The sequence below is a fragment of the Paraburkholderia sp. XV genome, from assembly GCF_020177535.1.
In the GTDB taxonomy this organism is placed as follows: domain Bacteria; phylum Pseudomonadota; class Gammaproteobacteria; order Burkholderiales; family Burkholderiaceae; genus Paraburkholderia; species Paraburkholderia caribensis.
On sequence record NZ_JAGUUD010000059.1, the window covers coordinates 1 to 15,624 of the forward strand.

18 protein-coding genes are annotated in these 15,624 nt (G+C 64.8%); 4 read left to right on the forward strand and 14 right to left on the reverse strand.

Features of this window, described 5'->3' with window-relative positions:
- Positions 1-243: 243 nt before the first annotated feature.
- The 3 genes from lipA to KFO72_RS24620 form a co-directional block, all read right to left on the reverse strand.
- Positions 244-1,245, reverse strand: coding sequence for a lipoyl synthase (gene lipA / locus KFO72_RS24610; RefSeq protein ID WP_035986875.1), 1,002 nt, complete (start codon positions 1,243-1,245; stop codon positions 244-246).
- A 13-nt stretch (positions 1,246-1,258) separates the two neighbouring features.
- Positions 1,259-2,041 (reverse strand): lipoyl(octanoyl) transferase LipB, encoded by a 783-nt coding sequence (gene lipB / locus KFO72_RS24615; protein WP_225033245.1) that lies wholly within the window; start codon positions 2,039-2,041, stop codon positions 1,259-1,261.
- A gap of 73 nt (positions 2,042-2,114) precedes the next feature.
- Positions 2,115-2,441, reverse strand: a complete 327-nt coding sequence (locus KFO72_RS24620) for a DUF2917 domain-containing protein (RefSeq protein WP_054929595.1) — start codon at positions 2,439-2,441, stop codon at positions 2,115-2,117.
- A 99-nt stretch (positions 2,442-2,540) separates the two neighbouring features.
- Between KFO72_RS24620 and KFO72_RS24625 the strand changes: the two genes are divergently transcribed.
- On the forward strand, positions 2,541-3,560 hold the full coding sequence (locus tag KFO72_RS24625; RefSeq protein ID WP_054929594.1) for a transcriptional regulator GcvA: 1,020 nt from the start codon (positions 2,541-2,543) through the stop codon (positions 3,558-3,560).
- 30 nt (positions 3,561-3,590) lie between these two features.
- Here KFO72_RS24625 and KFO72_RS24630 read toward each other — a convergent pair whose 3' ends face one another.
- The 9 genes from KFO72_RS24630 to KFO72_RS24670 all read right to left on the reverse strand — a co-directional run bounded on the left by KFO72_RS24630 (position 3,591) and on the right by KFO72_RS24670 (position 11,623).
- A complete protein-coding gene (locus KFO72_RS24630) occupies positions 3,591-3,860 on the reverse strand; it encodes a DUF493 family protein (RefSeq protein WP_054929593.1) in 270 nt (89 codons plus the stop codon).
- A gap of 89 nt (positions 3,861-3,949) precedes the next feature.
- On the reverse strand, positions 3,950-5,179 hold the full coding sequence (locus KFO72_RS24635) for a D-alanyl-D-alanine carboxypeptidase family protein (protein WP_054929633.1): 1,230 nt from the start codon (positions 5,177-5,179) through the stop codon (positions 3,950-3,952).
- A gap of 413 nt (positions 5,180-5,592) precedes the next feature.
- Positions 5,593-6,237 (reverse strand): alpha/beta hydrolase, encoded by a 645-nt coding sequence (locus KFO72_RS24640; protein ID WP_054929592.1) that lies wholly within the window; start codon positions 6,235-6,237, stop codon positions 5,593-5,595.
- A 37-nt stretch (positions 6,238-6,274) separates the two neighbouring features.
- Positions 6,275-6,598: a (2Fe-2S) ferredoxin domain-containing protein gene (locus KFO72_RS24645; protein WP_054929591.1), complete on the reverse strand. Its 324-nt coding sequence runs from the start codon at positions 6,596-6,598 to the stop codon at positions 6,275-6,277.
- Between the two features lie 179 nt (positions 6,599-6,777).
- Positions 6,778-7,938, reverse strand: a complete 1,161-nt coding sequence (locus KFO72_RS24650; RefSeq protein WP_225033246.1) for a VanZ family protein — start codon at positions 7,936-7,938, stop codon at positions 6,778-6,780.
- Between the two features lie 30 nt (positions 7,939-7,968).
- The gene (locus tag KFO72_RS24655; RefSeq protein WP_054929589.1) at positions 7,969-8,595 is read right to left on the reverse strand and encodes an ABC-type transport auxiliary lipoprotein family protein; all 627 of its coding nucleotides are present in this window, start codon (positions 8,593-8,595) and stop codon (positions 7,969-7,971) included.
- Between the two features lie 19 nt (positions 8,596-8,614).
- Positions 8,615-9,577 (reverse strand): MlaD family protein, encoded by a 963-nt coding sequence (locus tag KFO72_RS24660; protein WP_035986896.1) that lies wholly within the window; start codon positions 9,575-9,577, stop codon positions 8,615-8,617.
- A gap of 19 nt (positions 9,578-9,596) precedes the next feature.
- Positions 9,597-10,487: an ABC transporter ATP-binding protein gene (locus KFO72_RS24665; protein WP_054929588.1), complete on the reverse strand. Its 891-nt coding sequence runs from the start codon at positions 10,485-10,487 to the stop codon at positions 9,597-9,599.
- The gene (locus KFO72_RS24670; RefSeq protein ID WP_054929587.1) at positions 10,484-11,623 is read right to left on the reverse strand and encodes an MlaE family ABC transporter permease; all 1,140 of its coding nucleotides are present in this window, start codon (positions 11,621-11,623) and stop codon (positions 10,484-10,486) included. The genes KFO72_RS24665 and KFO72_RS24670 overlap by 4 nt, the downstream gene beginning before the upstream one ends.
- Positions 11,624-11,791: 168 nt before the next feature.
- Here KFO72_RS24670 and KFO72_RS24675 point away from each other — a divergent pair, with 168 nt between their 5' ends.
- The 3 genes from KFO72_RS24675 to KFO72_RS24685 are packed head-to-tail and all read left to right on the forward strand — an operon-like array spanning position 11,792 to position 13,846.
- Positions 11,792-12,697, forward strand: coding sequence for a biotin--[acetyl-CoA-carboxylase] ligase (locus KFO72_RS24675; RefSeq protein WP_176052241.1), 906 nt, complete (start codon positions 11,792-11,794; stop codon positions 12,695-12,697).
- The gene (locus tag KFO72_RS24680) at positions 12,694-13,566 is read left to right on the forward strand and encodes a type III pantothenate kinase (protein WP_225033247.1); all 873 of its coding nucleotides are present in this window, start codon (positions 12,694-12,696) and stop codon (positions 13,564-13,566) included. Before KFO72_RS24675 ends, KFO72_RS24680 begins: the two co-directional genes overlap by 4 nt.
- A 40-nt stretch (positions 13,567-13,606) precedes the next feature.
- A complete protein-coding gene (locus KFO72_RS24685; RefSeq protein ID WP_007577754.1) occupies positions 13,607-13,846 on the forward strand; it encodes a hypothetical protein in 240 nt (79 codons plus the stop codon).
- A gap of 48 nt (positions 13,847-13,894) precedes the next feature.
- Here the strand turns inward: KFO72_RS24685 and rfaE2 are convergent, their stop codons facing one another.
- Positions 13,895-14,377: a D-glycero-beta-D-manno-heptose 1-phosphate adenylyltransferase gene (gene rfaE2 / locus KFO72_RS24690; protein WP_035986907.1), complete on the reverse strand. Its 483-nt coding sequence runs from the start codon at positions 14,375-14,377 to the stop codon at positions 13,895-13,897.
- Between the two features lie 165 nt (positions 14,378-14,542).
- A complete protein-coding gene (locus KFO72_RS24695; protein ID WP_054929584.1) occupies positions 14,543-15,418 on the reverse strand; it encodes a hypothetical protein in 876 nt (291 codons plus the stop codon).
- Between the last annotated feature and the right edge of the window lie 206 nt (positions 15,419-15,624).

A 15,624-nucleotide genomic window follows, 5' to 3' on the forward strand; every position in this document is an offset into this window, starting at 1 on the left:
GGTGCCGCCCCGCACAGGGGCGACGCCTGAAGCGAGATAACAATTCGCGGATGCCCGCGAAAAGGCCAAAACACCGAACGTCGACGCGTGAAGCAAGCTAACGAATCGCGGACACCAGCGAAAGCGAAAGCACAAGCAAACCACCCCACGTCGCAGACATAAAAAAGCCCGCTTACGCGGGCATTCCCTGATCAGTCGGCATCTGCCGACAGACAAAGACAACGACAAAATCAAAAACAAACCTCACACCACCCCAGCATCATGCGCCTGCACATCCGCGTGATAACTCGAGCGCACCATTGCGCCAACAGCCGCATGCGTGAACCCCATCTTGTACGCTTCTTCCTCGTACATCTTGAATGTATCCGGGTGCACATACGCCCGCACGGGCAAATGGTGTTCCGAAGGCTGCAGATACTGCCCAATCGTCAACATATCGACGTTGTGCTCGCGCAGATCGCGCATCACCTGCAAGATTTCTTCTTCCGTTTCGCCCAGGCCAACCATCAAACCAGATTTCGTCGCGACGTCCGGATGCAGCGCCTTGAAGTCCTTCAGCAGCTTCAGCGAATGCGCATAATCCGACCCGGGGCGCGCTTCCTTGTACAGACGCGGCACCGTTTCGAGGTTGTGGTTCATCACATCGGGCGGCGCCGCGTTCAGGATGCCGATTGCACGATCAAGACGGCCACGGAAATCCGGCGTCAGGATTTCAATGCGCGTCTCCGGCGACAGCTCGCGCGTCTTCGCGATGCACTCGACAAAGTGCGCCGCGCCGCCATCACGCAGATCGTCGCGATCGACGCTCGTAATCACGACATACTTCAGCTTCAGCGCGGCGATCGTGCGCGCAAGGTTCAGCGGCTCTTCCGGATCGAGCGGGTCGGGACGGCCATGACCGACGTCGCAGAACGGGCAGCGGCGCGTGCACTTGTCGCCCATGATCATGAACGTCGCAGTGCCCTTGCCGAAGCATTCGCCGATGTTCGGGCAGCTCGCTTCCTCGCACACCGTGTGCAGGTTGTGCTCGCGCAGAATCTGCTTGATCTCGTAGAAACGCGAACTGCCCGTCGCCGCCTTCACGCGAATCCAGTCGGGCTTCTTCAGTTTTTCGATCGGAACGATCTTGATCGGAATGCGCGCGGTCTTGGCTTGCGCCTTCTGCTTGGCGGTCGCATCGTAGGGCGCCGCAGCAGCGGCGTTGACAGGACTCGAGGCTGCGGGATTCGCGGTAACGTCAGTCATTCGTTCGTTCCAGTCAGGCGGTGATGGCACCGGCCTGCGGTAGGCCGACGGCTGCGGGGACGCCGTCGATGTTGGCGATGAGGCTTGCTGCAAGGGTTCGGGCTACGTCGTCCCAGCCGGCGGCGACGCCGAGCGTCGCCATATCGACTGTTTCGAGCCCCGCGTAACCGCACGGGTTGATCGCGAGAAACGGCTGCAGGTCCATTTCCACGTTGAGGCTGACGCCGTGATAGCTGCACCCGCTACGGATCTTGAGGCCCAGCGCGGCGATCTTCGCGCCGACATGCAGCCCGGCGTTCGGCTGCTCAGGCGCGACATAGATGCCCGGCGCACCCGCCTTGCGTTCACCGACGAGATTATACGCCGCGAGTGTGTCAATCACGGCCTGCTCGATCCGCGTCACCAGCTCGCGCACCATCAGCTTGCGACGGCGCAAGTCGAGCAGCAGATACGCGACCACCTGGCCGGGGCCGTGATACGTGATCTGCCCCCCACGATCGACCTTGACGAGCGGAATGCGGCTATCGGCAGTGAGCAGATGGGCGGGGTCGCCGGCCTGGCCGAGCGTGAAAACGGGCGGATGTTCGACGAGCCAGATTTCGTCGGATGTTTCGGCGGTGCGCGAATCGGTGAACGCGCGCATCGCGTCGAAGCTGGCCTGATAGTCTTCCGAGCCGCGCCAGCGCACGATCACCGGCTGTGCGGCACGACTTTGCGGCGCAGCGTCCGACGCAACGGCGTCAGGCTGGATGGAACTCGAAGACACGGGGGACGGTGAAACCGGCGTGGCACACATGATTCCGGCAGTTTACCGAAATCCCGCGTGCCTCGCCGACCACGCGGGCAATAACTGGGATCAGGAGCCGTGATCAGACCGTGCGCCATCCGGAGCGCAGCCACGCGCCAACGCGTTCGCTGGCGCGCGCGGCCCAGTTGAGCGCCTTTTGTTCCGGCCGCGTCGGCACGTAAAACGCCACCCGCGCCTGCGTGCCGCGCTCGACGGACAGCCACAGCCGCTCGCCGCGCCGCAGACGCAGCGTCTTACCCGGCTCGAGCCAGTAATCTTCGACGTCGTCGCTGCGGGTCACCCACACCGCGCCGCCTGAAACGGCCAGGCGCGTGCTGCGCGTGATCTTCATCGGAACGGTTTCACCAGCTACGATTTCAAACGTGATGCTAGAGGAAATTTCTCGCATGATGGGCCTCGCCAAAAATCGTTTCATGGCTACAATCCTATATGCGACAAGGGTTTACGCCAAACGATCAATTTTCACCCTTATGTGAGAAAAATTGCGATGGACCTCCGCCAGCTGCCCGCCCTGAATGCGATCAAGGCCTTTGAGGCCGCCGCCCGTCACGAGAGCTTTTCGCGCGCCGCCGACGAGTTGTACGTCACGCACGGCGCCGTCAGCCATCAGATTCGCGCGCTCGAAGAAGAACTGGGCGTGAAGCTTTTCGCCCGCGACGGCAAGCGCGTGCGGCTCACCGATGTCGGCCGCCGCTATGCCGCGCAGGTGCGCACGGCGCTGATCTCGCTGGCGGAAGCGACGCGCGAGATTCGCGCCGGCGACCGCGACCGGCGGCTGGTCGTGTCGATGCTGTCGTCGTTTGCGGCACGCTGGGTGACGCCGCGCATCGGCAGCTTCATCGAGGCGAATCCGCAATGGGATCTCGAACTGCTGTCGACCAACGCGCTCACCGATTTCGCCCGCGACGACGTCGATTGCGCGATCCGGTTCGGCTACGGTGACTATCCGGGGCTGCACGCCGAACTACTGCTCGAAGAGGTGTTCTTTCCGGCCTGCTCGCCGACCTTCAACGGCGGCAATCTGCCGAAAGTGCCCACCGACCTCGCCAACGTGCCGCTGCTGCGCTCCGACGACGAGCTATGGCGTCCGTGGTTCGACGCGGCCGGCCTCACCGACTGGCCGGAGCCGAAGCGCGGCGTGCTGTATCAGGATTCATCGAACCTGCTGCAGGCCGCCAGCGACGGCCAGGGCGTCGCGCTGACGCGTCGCTCGCTGGCGATGCACGAAGTCGCGGCGGGCCGCCTCGTGCGGCTATTCGACATCGACGGGCCGAGCCCGTGGCAATACTTCTTCATCTGCACGCCGCAGATGCTGCAAACGGCGCGCGTGAAGGCGTTCCGCGACTGGGTGTTCGACGAAGTCGGGCGCTTCAGGCAACTGTTCGAGAGCGCGTGTAGCGAGAGCGCGAAGCGCGCGAGGCCGGATAAAACGCAGGGAAAAAGAGAGACACAAGCTGAGCCGAACGCGTTGCACGTCCGGAATCCGGCGGCGCAGGCGGAACGCTGAAGCGCTGCCGCCCGCTCACCGGCCCAACAATTACAGCACAACCTTCACCATCGGATGCCCGGTCAGCGCCCGGTAGATATCGTCCAGATGCTCGCGATTCAGCGCGCGCACCGTCACCGTCAGGCCGGTGTAGTTACCGCCGCTAGACGGCCGCACTTCGACACGCGCCGCATCGAAACCGCCATCGAACCGGCGGATCACCTCGACGATGGTTGTCTGGAATTCCGGGTGCGACTTGCCCATCACCTTGATGGGGAAATCGCACGGAAAATCTATCAATGATTCGTTCACGGCATTCATCCTCGACTCCTTCATTCACCGCACGCAATCACCGTATATGACTGCGTGCGGCGAAAAAGCAAGCCGCAGGTTTTCTTCTTGTCTACGGCTTACTTCTTCTTGTTGAACATCAGCATCATCGAATCCCACACGCGGCCGACAATGCCAGCCTGCGGCACCGCCTGCAGCGCCACGAGCGGCACCTGCGCGAGCGTCTTGCCGTCGGCGACGAACTTCACCGTGCCGACCTGCTGACCTTCGGCGATCGGCGCGATCAGCGGATCGACGTGCTCGACCTGCGGCTTGGCCTTGTCGGCCATGCCCTTCGGCAGCGTGATGTACTGGTCCGTCTTGACGCCCAGCTTCACGGTATCCTGCGAGCCCTTGTAGACACGCGGCGTCTCGACCACCTGATTCGCCTTGTACAGGCGCACCGCGTCGTATGCGGAATAGCCGTAGTTGAGCATCTTCAGGCTGTCCTGCACGCGGTCGTGCTCTTTCTGCTCGCCCATCATCACCGTCACCAGACGGCGCGACGCATCGGGCACGCCCGGCAGCGGACGCTTCGCGCTCGCGATCAGGCAGTAGCCGGCCGCTTGCGTATGACCCGTCTTGAGGCCGTCGACGGTCGGGTCGATCCACAGCAGACGGTTGCGGTTCGGCTGCTTGATCTTGTTATACGTGAATTCCTTGACCGAGAAGATGTTGTAGTAATCCGGATAGTCGCGGATCAGGCGCGCCGACAGAATGGCAAGGTCGCCCGCCGTCGTGTAGTGCTGCGCGTCGGGCATGCCGTTCACGTCGGCGAAGTGCGTGTTCTTCATGCCGAGCTTTTGCGCTTCCGCGTTCATCATGTTGACGAACTGCGCCTCGCTGCCGCCGACCAGCTCAGCCAGCGCGATAGCGGCGTCGTTGCCCGACTGGATGATCATCCCGTAGACGAGATCGTGCACCGTGACGGGCTTGTTCGCCTCGATGAACATGCGCGATTCGTCGTTCTTCACGCGCCGCACAGCCTCGCTCGGATTGACCGACTGGTCCATCGTGATCTTCTTGGTCTGCAGCGCCTCGAACGTGAGGTATGCGGTCATCAGCTTGGTCAGCGACGCCGGCTCGACGCGTTCATCCGGATTGCCCGATGCGAGCACCTGGTTGCTGGTTGCGTCGACGAGCACCCACGAGCGCGCGTTCACGCCCGGCGGCGGCACCTGCGCGAACGCCGTGCCGGCGATCAGCGCGGCAGGCAGCGCAAGACCCAGCGCCAGCTTGCTGGCGGCGGATTGCGGAACGAAAGAAACAAGGCTGGGGAGGCTGAAAGAGCCGGGATTCGAAAAGCGCATAGGATCGATTCGGGCAGAAATGGGCTGGTGCGCAGGATGCGCAGTTCGGATGATTCGCGTGATGCCGGACTGGCAGTCACCGCCGCGCGCGAGTGTCATAAGCGGTACAAGTGACCTGAATGACATAAACGCGGCACGGCGTGGTTTTGACTGCTCGTCAGACTGTCTGTCACGCGGTCGGTTCGCGCAGCGCGCCTCGCATCTCGCGCCGAATCCGCTGCCATGAACTCACGAGCGAGGCGATTCGATCCACCAGACGGGCAATGCTGCGCCCAAAAAAGAGCGCTCATTATACGCGCCGCCGCCTGACAATTTGCCGTACATCATGGAGTTTTCCCGCATTTTTCGCGGGTTTTTACAACATCGGCGGCACGCGGCCGCCGATGTTTTCGTGATACGCCTGCGCCGTGAAATCAGCGCCACGCGTCGACGATGATGCGCTTGAGGATATGCAGCTTGCGATGCAGGAAATGCTCCGCGCCCGGAATCACCACGACGGGCAGTTCCTGCGGCTGCGCCCAGTCGAAAACCGACTGGATGGGCACGGTATCGTCGGTTTCGCCGTGAATCACGAGCGTGTTTTCGGGCACGGGCGCGACCTCCCAGCGGCTCGCCGCCGTGCCGACGAACACCATCCGCTCGATCTCCTGCCCTTCTTCACGCAGCCGCGCGGCAACGTGCGAGAGAACGAACGTGCCGAACGAAAAGCCCGCGAGCACGAGCGGCAGATCGGCGTGGCCCGGCTGCTCACGCATGTGGTCGAGCACCGCGCGCAAATCGTCCCGTTCACCGATACCGGCGTCGTGCGTGCCTTGCGTTTCACCGACACCGCGGAAATTCGAGCGATAGGTGATGTAGTTCAGCTGCACCAGCGTGCGCGCGAGCGTCTGCGCGACCTTGTTGTCCATCGTGCCGCCGAACAGCGGATGCGGATGCGCGACCAGCGCGATGCCGCGCGGCGCGGCGCCGCCGTCGCGGCTGGCGTCGGGCGCATCGACGGCGACTTCGATCTTGCCCACCGGGCCGTCGATCAGATATTTCTTCGTGTGTACGTTCATCTTGTGTGGACGAGTGACGCGGTTGAAACGCTACGGATCAGCGGTCGATCAGCAGGCGCTCGACAATCTTGCCGTTGGCGAGATGCGAATCGACGATCTCGTCGATATCGCTCTTGTCGACGTACGTGTACCAGACGCCTTCCGGATACACGACGACCGTCGGCCCTTCCTCGCAGCGGTCGAGACACCCCGACTTGTTGATGCGCACCTGGCCGGGACCGGCAAGGCCGAGCTGTTTCACGCGTTTCTTCGCGTATTCCTGCATTTCCTGCGCGCCGCAGTTCGCGCAGCTCGGACGCGTTGCGCCCGGTTCGCGCTGATTCAGACAGAAAAAGACGTGATACTTGAAGAAGGAATCCATGGTGGCCGACGTGTGAGGTGCGTGGACGAAGCGCTGCGCATGCGTGACGCGGCTCGTCGTAAGCGGAGATAAGAGGTCCCGTCGATTATAACGACGGGGATCGAACATCGCAGATTGCCGCAGGCGTCGATCGCGCCGATGGCGCCGTCGCACCGGCAGCGACCCGGCATGCATGCCTGCTACGCGCGCGAGCCGCGCCGCTTCGACAGCAATGCGCGTTCCGCCGACAACCCTACCCAAACAAGCGCCGCATACGGCCACATCCACGCGAGCCAGCGCGCGAGGCCATTGAAATGCAGATAGCGGCCTTGCCGCCAGTCGGCGAGCACGACGTCGAAATACGGGTTCACGGGCAGCAGATTGACGAACACCAGCGAAACGCCGAGCGCGATCGCCGCGAGCGCGACGCGCGAACTGCGCGGCAGCATGAGCGTCAGCAGCATCGCAATGAAACCGCCAGCGAGACCGATCAGCGCGCCCGGCGTCGCCCAGTTGAACGCGAGGCCCGATTGCGATTGCAGAAACGTCGCGCCCGCCTTGACGGCGAGCGTCGCCACGACGAACGCGATCAGAAGGCGCACGCGCGGCGCGCGCTCGCGCATCGGCAGCGAGGCGAGCGCGCCTGCCGCCAGCAGATTGAGCGCGGTGATGATGGCTTCCCACGCATCGTCGGGCATCCACGCGGCGACGAGCGCAGGCCATGCCGGCACGTGCCATGCGGCGGGCGCCCAGGCGAGCAGCGCATCCTGCATCGAGGCGTCGGAGCGCAGCCACAGCTCGCGCGGCCACGAGCCCAGCCCGAGCAACAGCGGCGCCGGGTACATCGTCGCGACCGGCCACAAAGCCGCCAGCCCGATCACGGCCGTGCTGTCGCGCTCGAACCACAGGAAGCGCATTCGCCGCAGCATGCCGCGGTCGAGCAGCGCGCCCGTCAACGGCGACATCAGCGTCGCGCCGAGCAGCGCGCCCAGCGCGTTCGCGGCGAGATCGAGATTGGACGCGACGCGCGTCGGCAGCCAGGTTTGCACGGCTTCCATCAAGCCCGACAGCAGCGTGCCGAGCCCGAATGCGAACGCCACGGCAGCCGCGCCGCGCCAGCGCGGATAGACGGCGAGCACCACCAGCGCGCCGAACGGCATATAGCCGAGCACGTTCGTGACGACATCGAAGGCCGTCAGATACTGCGGGAAAGGATCGAGGAGATAGTCGAGCGGGCCGATGCCGAGCGAGCGCCAGCCATAGAACGGATACCACGACCCGTAGACGATCAGCGCCGCATACAGCAGCAGCGCCTGCCTCGCAAACGCCGATGGCCGCCGCTGCCACGGCTTGTCAGCCATCCAGCGCTCCCGTGACCGCGCGACAACGCGTCATTGCTGCGCGACGAGCGCCTGCACGCCGAGCCAGGCGGAAATCTGCGCGACGAGGTCGTCGGTGGCTGCAGCGAGCGCGCGCGCACCGCCTGCGGCGTCGGCGGAACTCGCGGGCGCGCGGGCCATGAAGGTGCGCTGCCCGACCACCTTGCCGTCGACGAACAGCGTCGTGCGCGCGGTGACGGAGCCGTGGCTCTCGGACTGGCCGTCGAAGTCCTGCTCGAACTCGTCGAGGTCCACCTTCAGCACGGGCGCGCGCACGCCGTCGCCACCCGTGAGCACCGTGCCGCGCGACGACAGCGCATTGCGCAGGCGCTGCGTGACGAGTTGCGCGGGCGGCATCGTCCAGTGGCTGTTCGCGTACGAGGCCGTCTGCTGGGAGTCCGAATAGCTCATGCGATAGATCAGCTTGTCGGAATCGAGCGTGGCCGGCGCGGTGACCTCGAGCACCTTGATGGCCGGCATCGTGCCCGTGCTGCCCGGCAGCGGGGCCGGGCCGAGGTCGTAGCGGATATCGGAGAGCGCGGCGGGATTGCCCGCGCAGCCGGCCAGCGCGCCGAGCAGGAGGAGCACCGCAGCGAGCGCGGCGCGCGAGGTGAAGAGACGGTTGATCGAGCGTGACATGCTGTGTTTCCTTTGAAATTCATTTGGCCGCGTGGCCCGCGGGCCACACGAAGCCCGGTTCGCCGGGACCGGGCGCCGCGCGCGGCGCGCCGAACAGCACGCTGTTGGGCGCTTCGTCGAACGTGTTCGCGGCGCGGTCGACGGCGCGCACGGCGGAGCGCACGTCTTCCGCCAGCGAATTCACGCGCGGCAGCGTGTCGTAGCCGACGCGCGCCGAAATGTCCTGCAGCGTCGCGTTCATCGCCGTCAGCGCGTCGCCCGCCTGCTGCGCAGCCGTGCCGACCTTGTTCAGCGTGCCTTCCAGCGGACCATCCGGGCGGTTCAGGCTGGTGATCATCCGGTTCGTCGAAGCGAGCGTCTGATCCAGCTGATTGAGCGTGCCCGGCAACTTGCCGACGGCGGGGCCCATCTGCGCGGTGAGCGTGGTGACGCCATCGGCGGCATGCTGCAGGCTCGCCGCCGTCGCCATCAACTGGTCGCGCATTTCCGGCGACAGCAGCAAGTCGACATCGCGCACCGTCTTTTCGATCTGCCGCAGCAGCACGTCGCCGCGCGCCTGCAACTGATCGAACAGGCCCGGACGCATGGGCAGCTGCGCGACGTCCTTGGCCGACGACACGAGCGGCGAGAGATCCTTCCCCGTATCGTCGAGCTGGATGAACGCGAGGCCCGTGACGCCCTGCAGCCCAAGCGTGCCGAAGGTGGAATGCGTGATCGGCGCGTTCTTGTCGACGAGAATGCGGATCAGAATCTGCCCCGGATGCGCGCGGTCGAACTTGATCGACTGCACCTTGCCGACGTCGAGGCCGCGATATCGTACCGCAGCATCCGGGTACAAACCTGTGACATTGGTCCGCGCAATCAGATCGAAAGGTATGCGCACCGACCGGTCGACATTGAACAGAAACGCCGCCGCAGCAATCGCAACCACCATCACGACGGTGAAGAGCCCGGCCCAGAAGGCGTGTGATTTGTTTTCCATTGTCAGGTTCCTTCGGCGTTCATGGCGCGGTGCGCAGCGGAATCGCTTCCGACGCGGGCTCCAGCGCTTCGGGCGGCAGCTTCATGCGCCGTTCAGGCGACAAGCCCTGCAACGCGAGCCGCCCGCGCAGCCCGAGAAAATACTCGCGGATAAACGGATGATCGTAGCCCGCCACTTCTTCGACGGGCGCCGCGACGATCACCTTGCGGTCCGCGATCACCGCGACGCGGGTCGACAGCGCGACCATCGTGTCGAGATCGTGCGTCACCATCACCACGGTCAGGCCGAGCGCGCGATGCAACGCGCTGATCAGTTCGACGAATTCGTCGGAGGCCTGCGGATCGAGCCCTGCCGTCGGTTCGTCGAGGAACAGCAGTTCCGGCTCCAGCGCGATCGCGCGCGCGATGCCCACGCGCTTGACCATCCCGCCCGACAGCGCCGCCGGCATCTTCGACGCGTGCTTGCACGGCAGCCCGACCATTTCGAGCTTCAGCATCACGATGTCGCGCAGCAGGTCTTCGGGCACCTTGCCGAGTTCGCGCAGCGGCTGCGCGATGTTGTCGAACACCGACAGCGACGAAAACAGCGCGCCATGCTGGAACAGCATGCCCGAGCGCACGCGCATCAGGCGGGCTTCTTCCTTGTCGAGCGTGGCCATGTCCTCGCCGAACACCTTGATGCTGCCCGAGGTCGGCCGCTCCAGCCCGAGAATCTGGCGCATCAGCGTTGTCTTGCCCGAACCCGAGCCGCCGACGATCGACACGATCTCGCCGCGCCGCACGTCGAAGTCCAGGTGCTGGTGGACGATGTTGCGCCCATAGCGTTTGGTGAGGTTGCGCACCTCGATCACGGTTTCGGCGATTTCCGGCAGCGGCTGGTCCCGTACGGCGGTGGTGAGCGGCGCGATCATGACAGCCCCACGTTCTGAAAGAGAATCGCGAACACGGCGTCGGCGAGAATCACGACCGTGATCGATGTGACGACCGAGGTCGTCGTGCCCTCGCCGAGGCTCTGCGAATTGGCCTTGATGCGAAAGCCGAAGTGACAGCCCACGATCGCGATCAGCATGCCGAACACCGTGCCCTTGCCGAGCCCGATCCACAGATTGGCGACGGGCACGACGGTCGGCAAGGCGCGCGCGAAATACGACATGTCGATTTGCAGCACCAGCTTCGCGGCAAGCGCGCCGCCGAGCAGCGAGATGATGTTGGTCCACATCACGAGCAGCGGCATCGCGAGCGACAGCGCGAGCACACGCGGCAGGATCAGGCGCAGGCCGTGCGGAATGCCCATCACGCGCATCGCGTCGAGCTCTTCGGTCACGCGCATCACGCCAATCTGCGCGGTGATGGCAGAGCCGGAGCGCCCCGCGACGAGAATCGCCGACAGCACGGGACCGAGTTCGCGCAACACCGACATGCCCAGAATATTCACGATGAACTGGTTCGCGCCGAATAGCCGCAACTGCTGCGCGGACAGATAGCTCAGCACGATGCCGATCAGAAACGCGACGAGCGCGGTAATGGGCAGCGCCTGCGTGCCCGCGCTGTAGACGTTCGCCGAAATCTCCTTCCACGGCGCGAGCTTCGGATTGCGCGCGATCGCCACCAGATCGATGATCACACGGCCGAACATCGCGATGCCGCCATACAGATGCTCGACGAGCGCGAAGATACCGAGGCCGAGCTTCGTGAACGGATCGAAGCGGTGCACGGGCTCCGGGTTCTCGCGCACGGTGTCGAGCAATGCAATGCGATCGAAGATGTCGCGCTGCGTGTCGTTGAGCGCGACGAGATCGACGGGCAGCTTGTAGCCCCACACGCGCCACAGCGCCTGGCCGCCCACGTGGTCCATCCGCTCGACTCGCGACAGATCCCATTGCGCGACGTGCGCACGGCTGTCGATCAGTTCACGCAGACGCGGCAGCGCCTTTCCGTGCAGTCGGTCGCGCGCAAGCGCGAGCGCCGTCCACTGCCCGGACAGGCGGACGATCTTGCCCTGGCTGCCTGCCGCCACTTCGAGGCCGGGAGGAGTGTCGTAGTTCAAGGATCGCTGGATGTGGTTATCGGATTAACGGGCATTGTAACGAAGCGTTCGAGATTGGGTCCTGGTGGGATGCGCGGCAGGGCGGCATACCACGCGCATCTCGTGAACAAGGCGCGGCCGGCGCATCTATCGATCACGATGACAGGCGCAGTAGCTAAAATACCCTTCATGAATACTCCACTCTCCCCCAGCCCTTCGGGCGACTGGCGAATCGACCGGCAGCGCGCTGTCGCGCTGTTCGGCCCGGCTGCCAATGACTGGCCGATCGAAATCGTCGAAGAAACCGGCTCGACCAACGCCGACCTGATGGCCCGTGTGAAAGCGTTGCCGCGCGAACCCGGCGCGCTTGCGCGGCCGATCGTGCGCGTCGCCTATCTTCAGACGGCAGGACGCGGCCGGCGCGGCCGCCCCTGGTATGCAGAGCCGGGCAATGCGCTGCTGTTCTCGGTTGCCTGCGTGCTGCCGCGGCCGCTCGAAGGACTCGCGGGTCTGAGCCTCGCGGTGGGTGTCGCGCTGGTCGACGGCCTGCGCTCGCTGCCCGTCGCCGGTCCCGGCCAGATCGCGCTGAAATGGCCGAACGACGTGCTGCTCGAAGGCGACAAGCTCGCCGGCATCCTGATCGAAACGGCATGGAGCACGCCGGACGCGAGCGCGGTCGTGATCGGCATCGGCACGAACGTGAAGGGCGCCGAGGAGCTCGCCGCCAAAGTCGGCGCGCTCAACGCCGGCGTGCCGGCGCAAGCGCGCGGCGCGGCGCCGACGGCGCTCTCGCGTGCCCTACCGAACGCGAATCTCACCGACACGCTTGCCGCCGAGCTCAACGCGCTCGAACCCGCGTTGCAACGCTTCGGCGTTGAAGGCTTCGCGCCCTTCCGGCAGCGCTGGAACGGCTGCCATGCGTATGCGGGACGCGATGTCGTGCTGTTCGAGCAAGGCGTGGAAATCGCGCGCGGTGTGGCTGCGGGCGTCGACGATCTCGGGCAACTGCTGCTCGATACGCCGTCCGGCCAGCAAGCCATCGCGACGGGAGACGTGTCGCTGCGTCTCGCGGACGAAGCAAGCGGCGCCGCATGAGCGCGCCGTATCTGCTGATCGATGCGGGCAATAGCCGCGTCAAATGGGCGCTGGTTGATGCGGATGGTACACAGACGCACTCGGGCGCGTTCTCGCATGGTGGTCAACTGGTGAAAGGCACTGGCGATCCGTTGCAGTCGCGGCATGAGCCCGACTGGTCGACGTTGCCCGCACCGGGTTCTGCATGGTTATCGAATGTTGCAGGGGACGCGGCGGCGCGCCGTATCGATGCATTCATCGACAGGCGCTGGCCCGATCTCGCGCGCACGACGATCCGCTCGGCCGCGCAGCAGTGCGGCGTCACGAACGCATACACGGCGCCGACGCAGCTTGGCAGCGACCGCTGGGCGGGTATGATCGGCGCGCGCGCCGCATTTCCCGGCGAGCCGCTCCTGATCGCCACCTTCGGCACGGCGACGACGCTCGAAGCATTGAACGCCGACGGCGTGTTCGTCGGCGGATTGATCGCGCCCGGCTGGTCGCTGATGATGCGCTCGCTCGGTGAGCACACGGCGCAATTGCCGACGCTCGACGCCACGGCCGCGCGCGGCCTGCTCGACGGCGATGCCGCCGGCGCGAGCCAAGGCGCGCCGCTCGCGCGCACAGCGTGGTTCGCAACCGATACGCCGCGTTCGTTGTCGTCGGGATGCGCGCTGGCGCAGATTGGCCTGATCGAGCGGATGTGGCGCGATCTGCAGGACGAATGGAAAGTGTCCGTGCGGCTCGTCGTGAGCGGTGGCGCCGCGGGCGAACTGGTGCAGGCGCTCGGCGTGCCGTACACGCGTCACGACTCGCTCGTGCTGGCGGGACTCGCGCTGATCGCCGCGCAGGCATCGGCCAGTCCGCCGACGGACGCTCACCCGGCCTGAACGCCGGGCTACTGAACAAGCAAGCTGGAGAATTTCAACGATGCTGCGCTGGCTACTCGCCCTGCTCTTTCTCGCCAACATCCTCGCGTTCGTCACGATGCGCGGGCTGTTCGGTCCGTCGCCCGCCGCCGGGCCGCGCGAGCCGAATCACCTGAACCGGCAGGTCCGTCCGGACCAGTTGCGCGTGCAGCCCATGTCGTCCGCCGATGCTGCGGATCTGGCTGTCGTCGGCGGTCCGGCGCCCGTTGCGCCCATCGCGGCTTCGGCGTTGCCGCAGTAACGCGGACGTCTTCAACGACGCGGGCTGCGTGCCCGCGTCGCCTTGCGCTCAGCCTTGAGCGCGCACCTTCTTCAGAAGCGCTGTCGTCGAGCGGTCGTGCTCGAACGGAATTGCCAGCGCCTTGCCGCCCCAGCCGCGCACCAGCGCGGATTCAGGCAACTTGTCCATGTCGTAGTCGCCGCCCTTCACCAGCACGTCCGGACGCAGTGCGTCGATCAGCGCGACGGGTGTCTGCTCACCAAAGCACACCACCCAGTCCACGCTCTCCAGCGCCGCCAGCAGCGCCATCCGGTCGGCTTCGTTGTTGATCGGCCGGTCGTCGCCTTTGCCGAGCATGCGCACCGACGCGTCGCTGTTCACGCCGACGATCAGCGTCGCGCCCAGTGCTTTCGCGTCCGCGAGATAGGTGACGTGCCCGCGATGCAGGATGTCGAAAACGCCGTTCGTGAACACCACGGGGCCTGTCAGCGACGGGCGAAGTTGAGCGAGGGCGTCGCGTGTGGTGAGCTTGCGTTCGAAGGTAGCAGCCATGAGAGCAATCGTTGAGCAGGTTGGAGAGGCGAGACGCGCCTCCGATGATAGAAGACGCACGCCCGCGACAAGGCAAAAAAACGGCCCGGCGGGTTCTCACCTGCCGGGCCGTTGCGTTTCTGTGCGACGCGCCGGGCGGTCGGCCCGGCCGGCGCGCGGCCCCTATCAGGCCGGTTGCTGTTGCGCAGTCTGCTGGCTAGCCTGCAGACGCGTCACGACTTCCTTGCGATAGCGGTTCAGTTCTTGAGCCGTCGTGAACGAGCGCTCGAACAGAATGGACAGGTTGTGCAGAATCCGTTCGACCACCTTCTTTTCCCAGCCGTCGTCGAAACGGATCTGCTCGTCGAGCCAGCGCTCGAGCCACTCGGGATCGGGCAGGCGCGATTGAACGGTGTCGCGCGGGAACAGCGACTGGTTCACGTGCAGGTTGGTGGGGTGCAGCGGCTTTTCCGTGCGGCGCGCGGATGCCATCAGCACGCCGATCTTGGCGAACGCGGCGCGCGCGCCGTCGCCGAAGTTCGTCAGTGCCTTCTTCATGTAGCGCAGATACGCGCCGCCATGACGCGCTTCGTCGCGCGAGATGGTTTCGTAGATGTGCTTGATGACAGGCTCGGTGTGCCATTCAGCCGCGCGGCGATACCAGTGGTTCAGGCGGATTTCGCCGCAGAAGTGCAGCATCAGCGTTTCGAGCGGCGGCGCCGGATCGAATTCGAAGCGCACTGCATGCAGTTCTTCTTCCGTCGGGCACATCTCCGGCTTGAAGCGGCGCAGGTATTCCATCAGCACCAGCGAGTGCTTCTGCTCTTCGAAAAACCACACGCTCATGAATGCCGAGAAATCGCTGTCATGGTGGTTATCGCGCAGGAACATTTCCGTGGCGGGCAGCGCTGACCATTCGGTAATCGCGTTCATCTTGATGGTCGCCGCCTGCTCGTCTGTGAGCAGCGACGCGTCGAATTTGTCCCAGGGAATGTCCTTCTCCATATCCCATCGAACGGACTCGAGCGATTTATAAAGTTCCGGATAAAGCATGGTGTTCATGATCCCACCCCTGTTCTGCGCAAGGCGACGTCTGTTATCTGTTGCTACATTTGCGGCCGACGAACGGGAACTTTCGGAAACTTTCTCCGTCGTCAGCGCAGCATTCAATTTTACGCGGTAATCGGTTGCCAAGATGCAAGTGTTTGGCAAAAGAACTACTGCGGCTCGTGATACGTACGCGATTTTCGTGCCTCGCGTGCGCGGCC

Coding starts and splice junctions, on each gene's coding strand:
- lipA (WP_035986875.1), bottom strand. CDS start 1,245: ATGACTGACGTTACCGCGAATCCCGCAGCCTCGAGTCCTGTCAACGCC.
- lipB (WP_225033245.1), bottom strand. CDS start 2,041: ATGTGTGCCACGCCGGTTTCACCGTCCCCCGTGTCTTCGAGTTCCATC.
- KFO72_RS24620 (WP_054929595.1), bottom strand. CDS start 2,441: ATGCGAGAAATTTCCTCTAGCATCACGTTTGAAATCGTAGCTGGTGAA.
- KFO72_RS24625 (WP_054929594.1), top strand. CDS start 2,541: ATGGACCTCCGCCAGCTGCCCGCCCTGAATGCGATCAAGGCCTTTGAG.
- KFO72_RS24630 (WP_054929593.1), bottom strand. CDS start 3,860: ATGAATGCCGTGAACGAATCATTGATAGATTTTCCGTGCGATTTCCCC.
- KFO72_RS24635 (WP_054929633.1), bottom strand. CDS start 5,179: ATGCGCTTTTCGAATCCCGGCTCTTTCAGCCTCCCCAGCCTTGTTTCT.
- KFO72_RS24640 (WP_054929592.1), bottom strand. CDS start 6,237: ATGAACGTACACACGAAGAAATATCTGATCGACGGCCCGGTGGGCAAG.
- KFO72_RS24645 (WP_054929591.1), bottom strand. CDS start 6,598: ATGGATTCCTTCTTCAAGTATCACGTCTTTTTCTGTCTGAATCAGCGC.
- KFO72_RS24650 (WP_225033246.1), bottom strand. CDS start 7,938: ATGGCTGACAAGCCGTGGCAGCGGCGGCCATCGGCGTTTGCGAGGCAG.
- KFO72_RS24655 (WP_054929589.1), bottom strand. CDS start 8,595: ATGTCACGCTCGATCAACCGTCTCTTCACCTCGCGCGCCGCGCTCGCT.
- KFO72_RS24660 (WP_035986896.1), bottom strand. CDS start 9,577: ATGGAAAACAAATCACACGCCTTCTGGGCCGGGCTCTTCACCGTCGTG.
- KFO72_RS24665 (WP_054929588.1), bottom strand. CDS start 10,487: ATGATCGCGCCGCTCACCACCGCCGTACGGGACCAGCCGCTGCCGGAA.
- KFO72_RS24675 (WP_176052241.1), top strand. CDS start 11,792: ATGAATACTCCACTCTCCCCCAGCCCTTCGGGCGACTGGCGAATCGAC.
- KFO72_RS24680 (WP_225033247.1), top strand. CDS start 12,694: ATGAGCGCGCCGTATCTGCTGATCGATGCGGGCAATAGCCGCGTCAAA.
- KFO72_RS24685 (WP_007577754.1), top strand. CDS start 13,607: ATGCTGCGCTGGCTACTCGCCCTGCTCTTTCTCGCCAACATCCTCGCG.
- rfaE2 (WP_035986907.1), bottom strand. CDS start 14,377: ATGGCTGCTACCTTCGAACGCAAGCTCACCACACGCGACGCCCTCGCT.
- KFO72_RS24695 (WP_054929584.1), bottom strand. CDS start 15,418: ATGAACACCATGCTTTATCCGGAACTTTATAAATCGCTCGAGTCCGTT.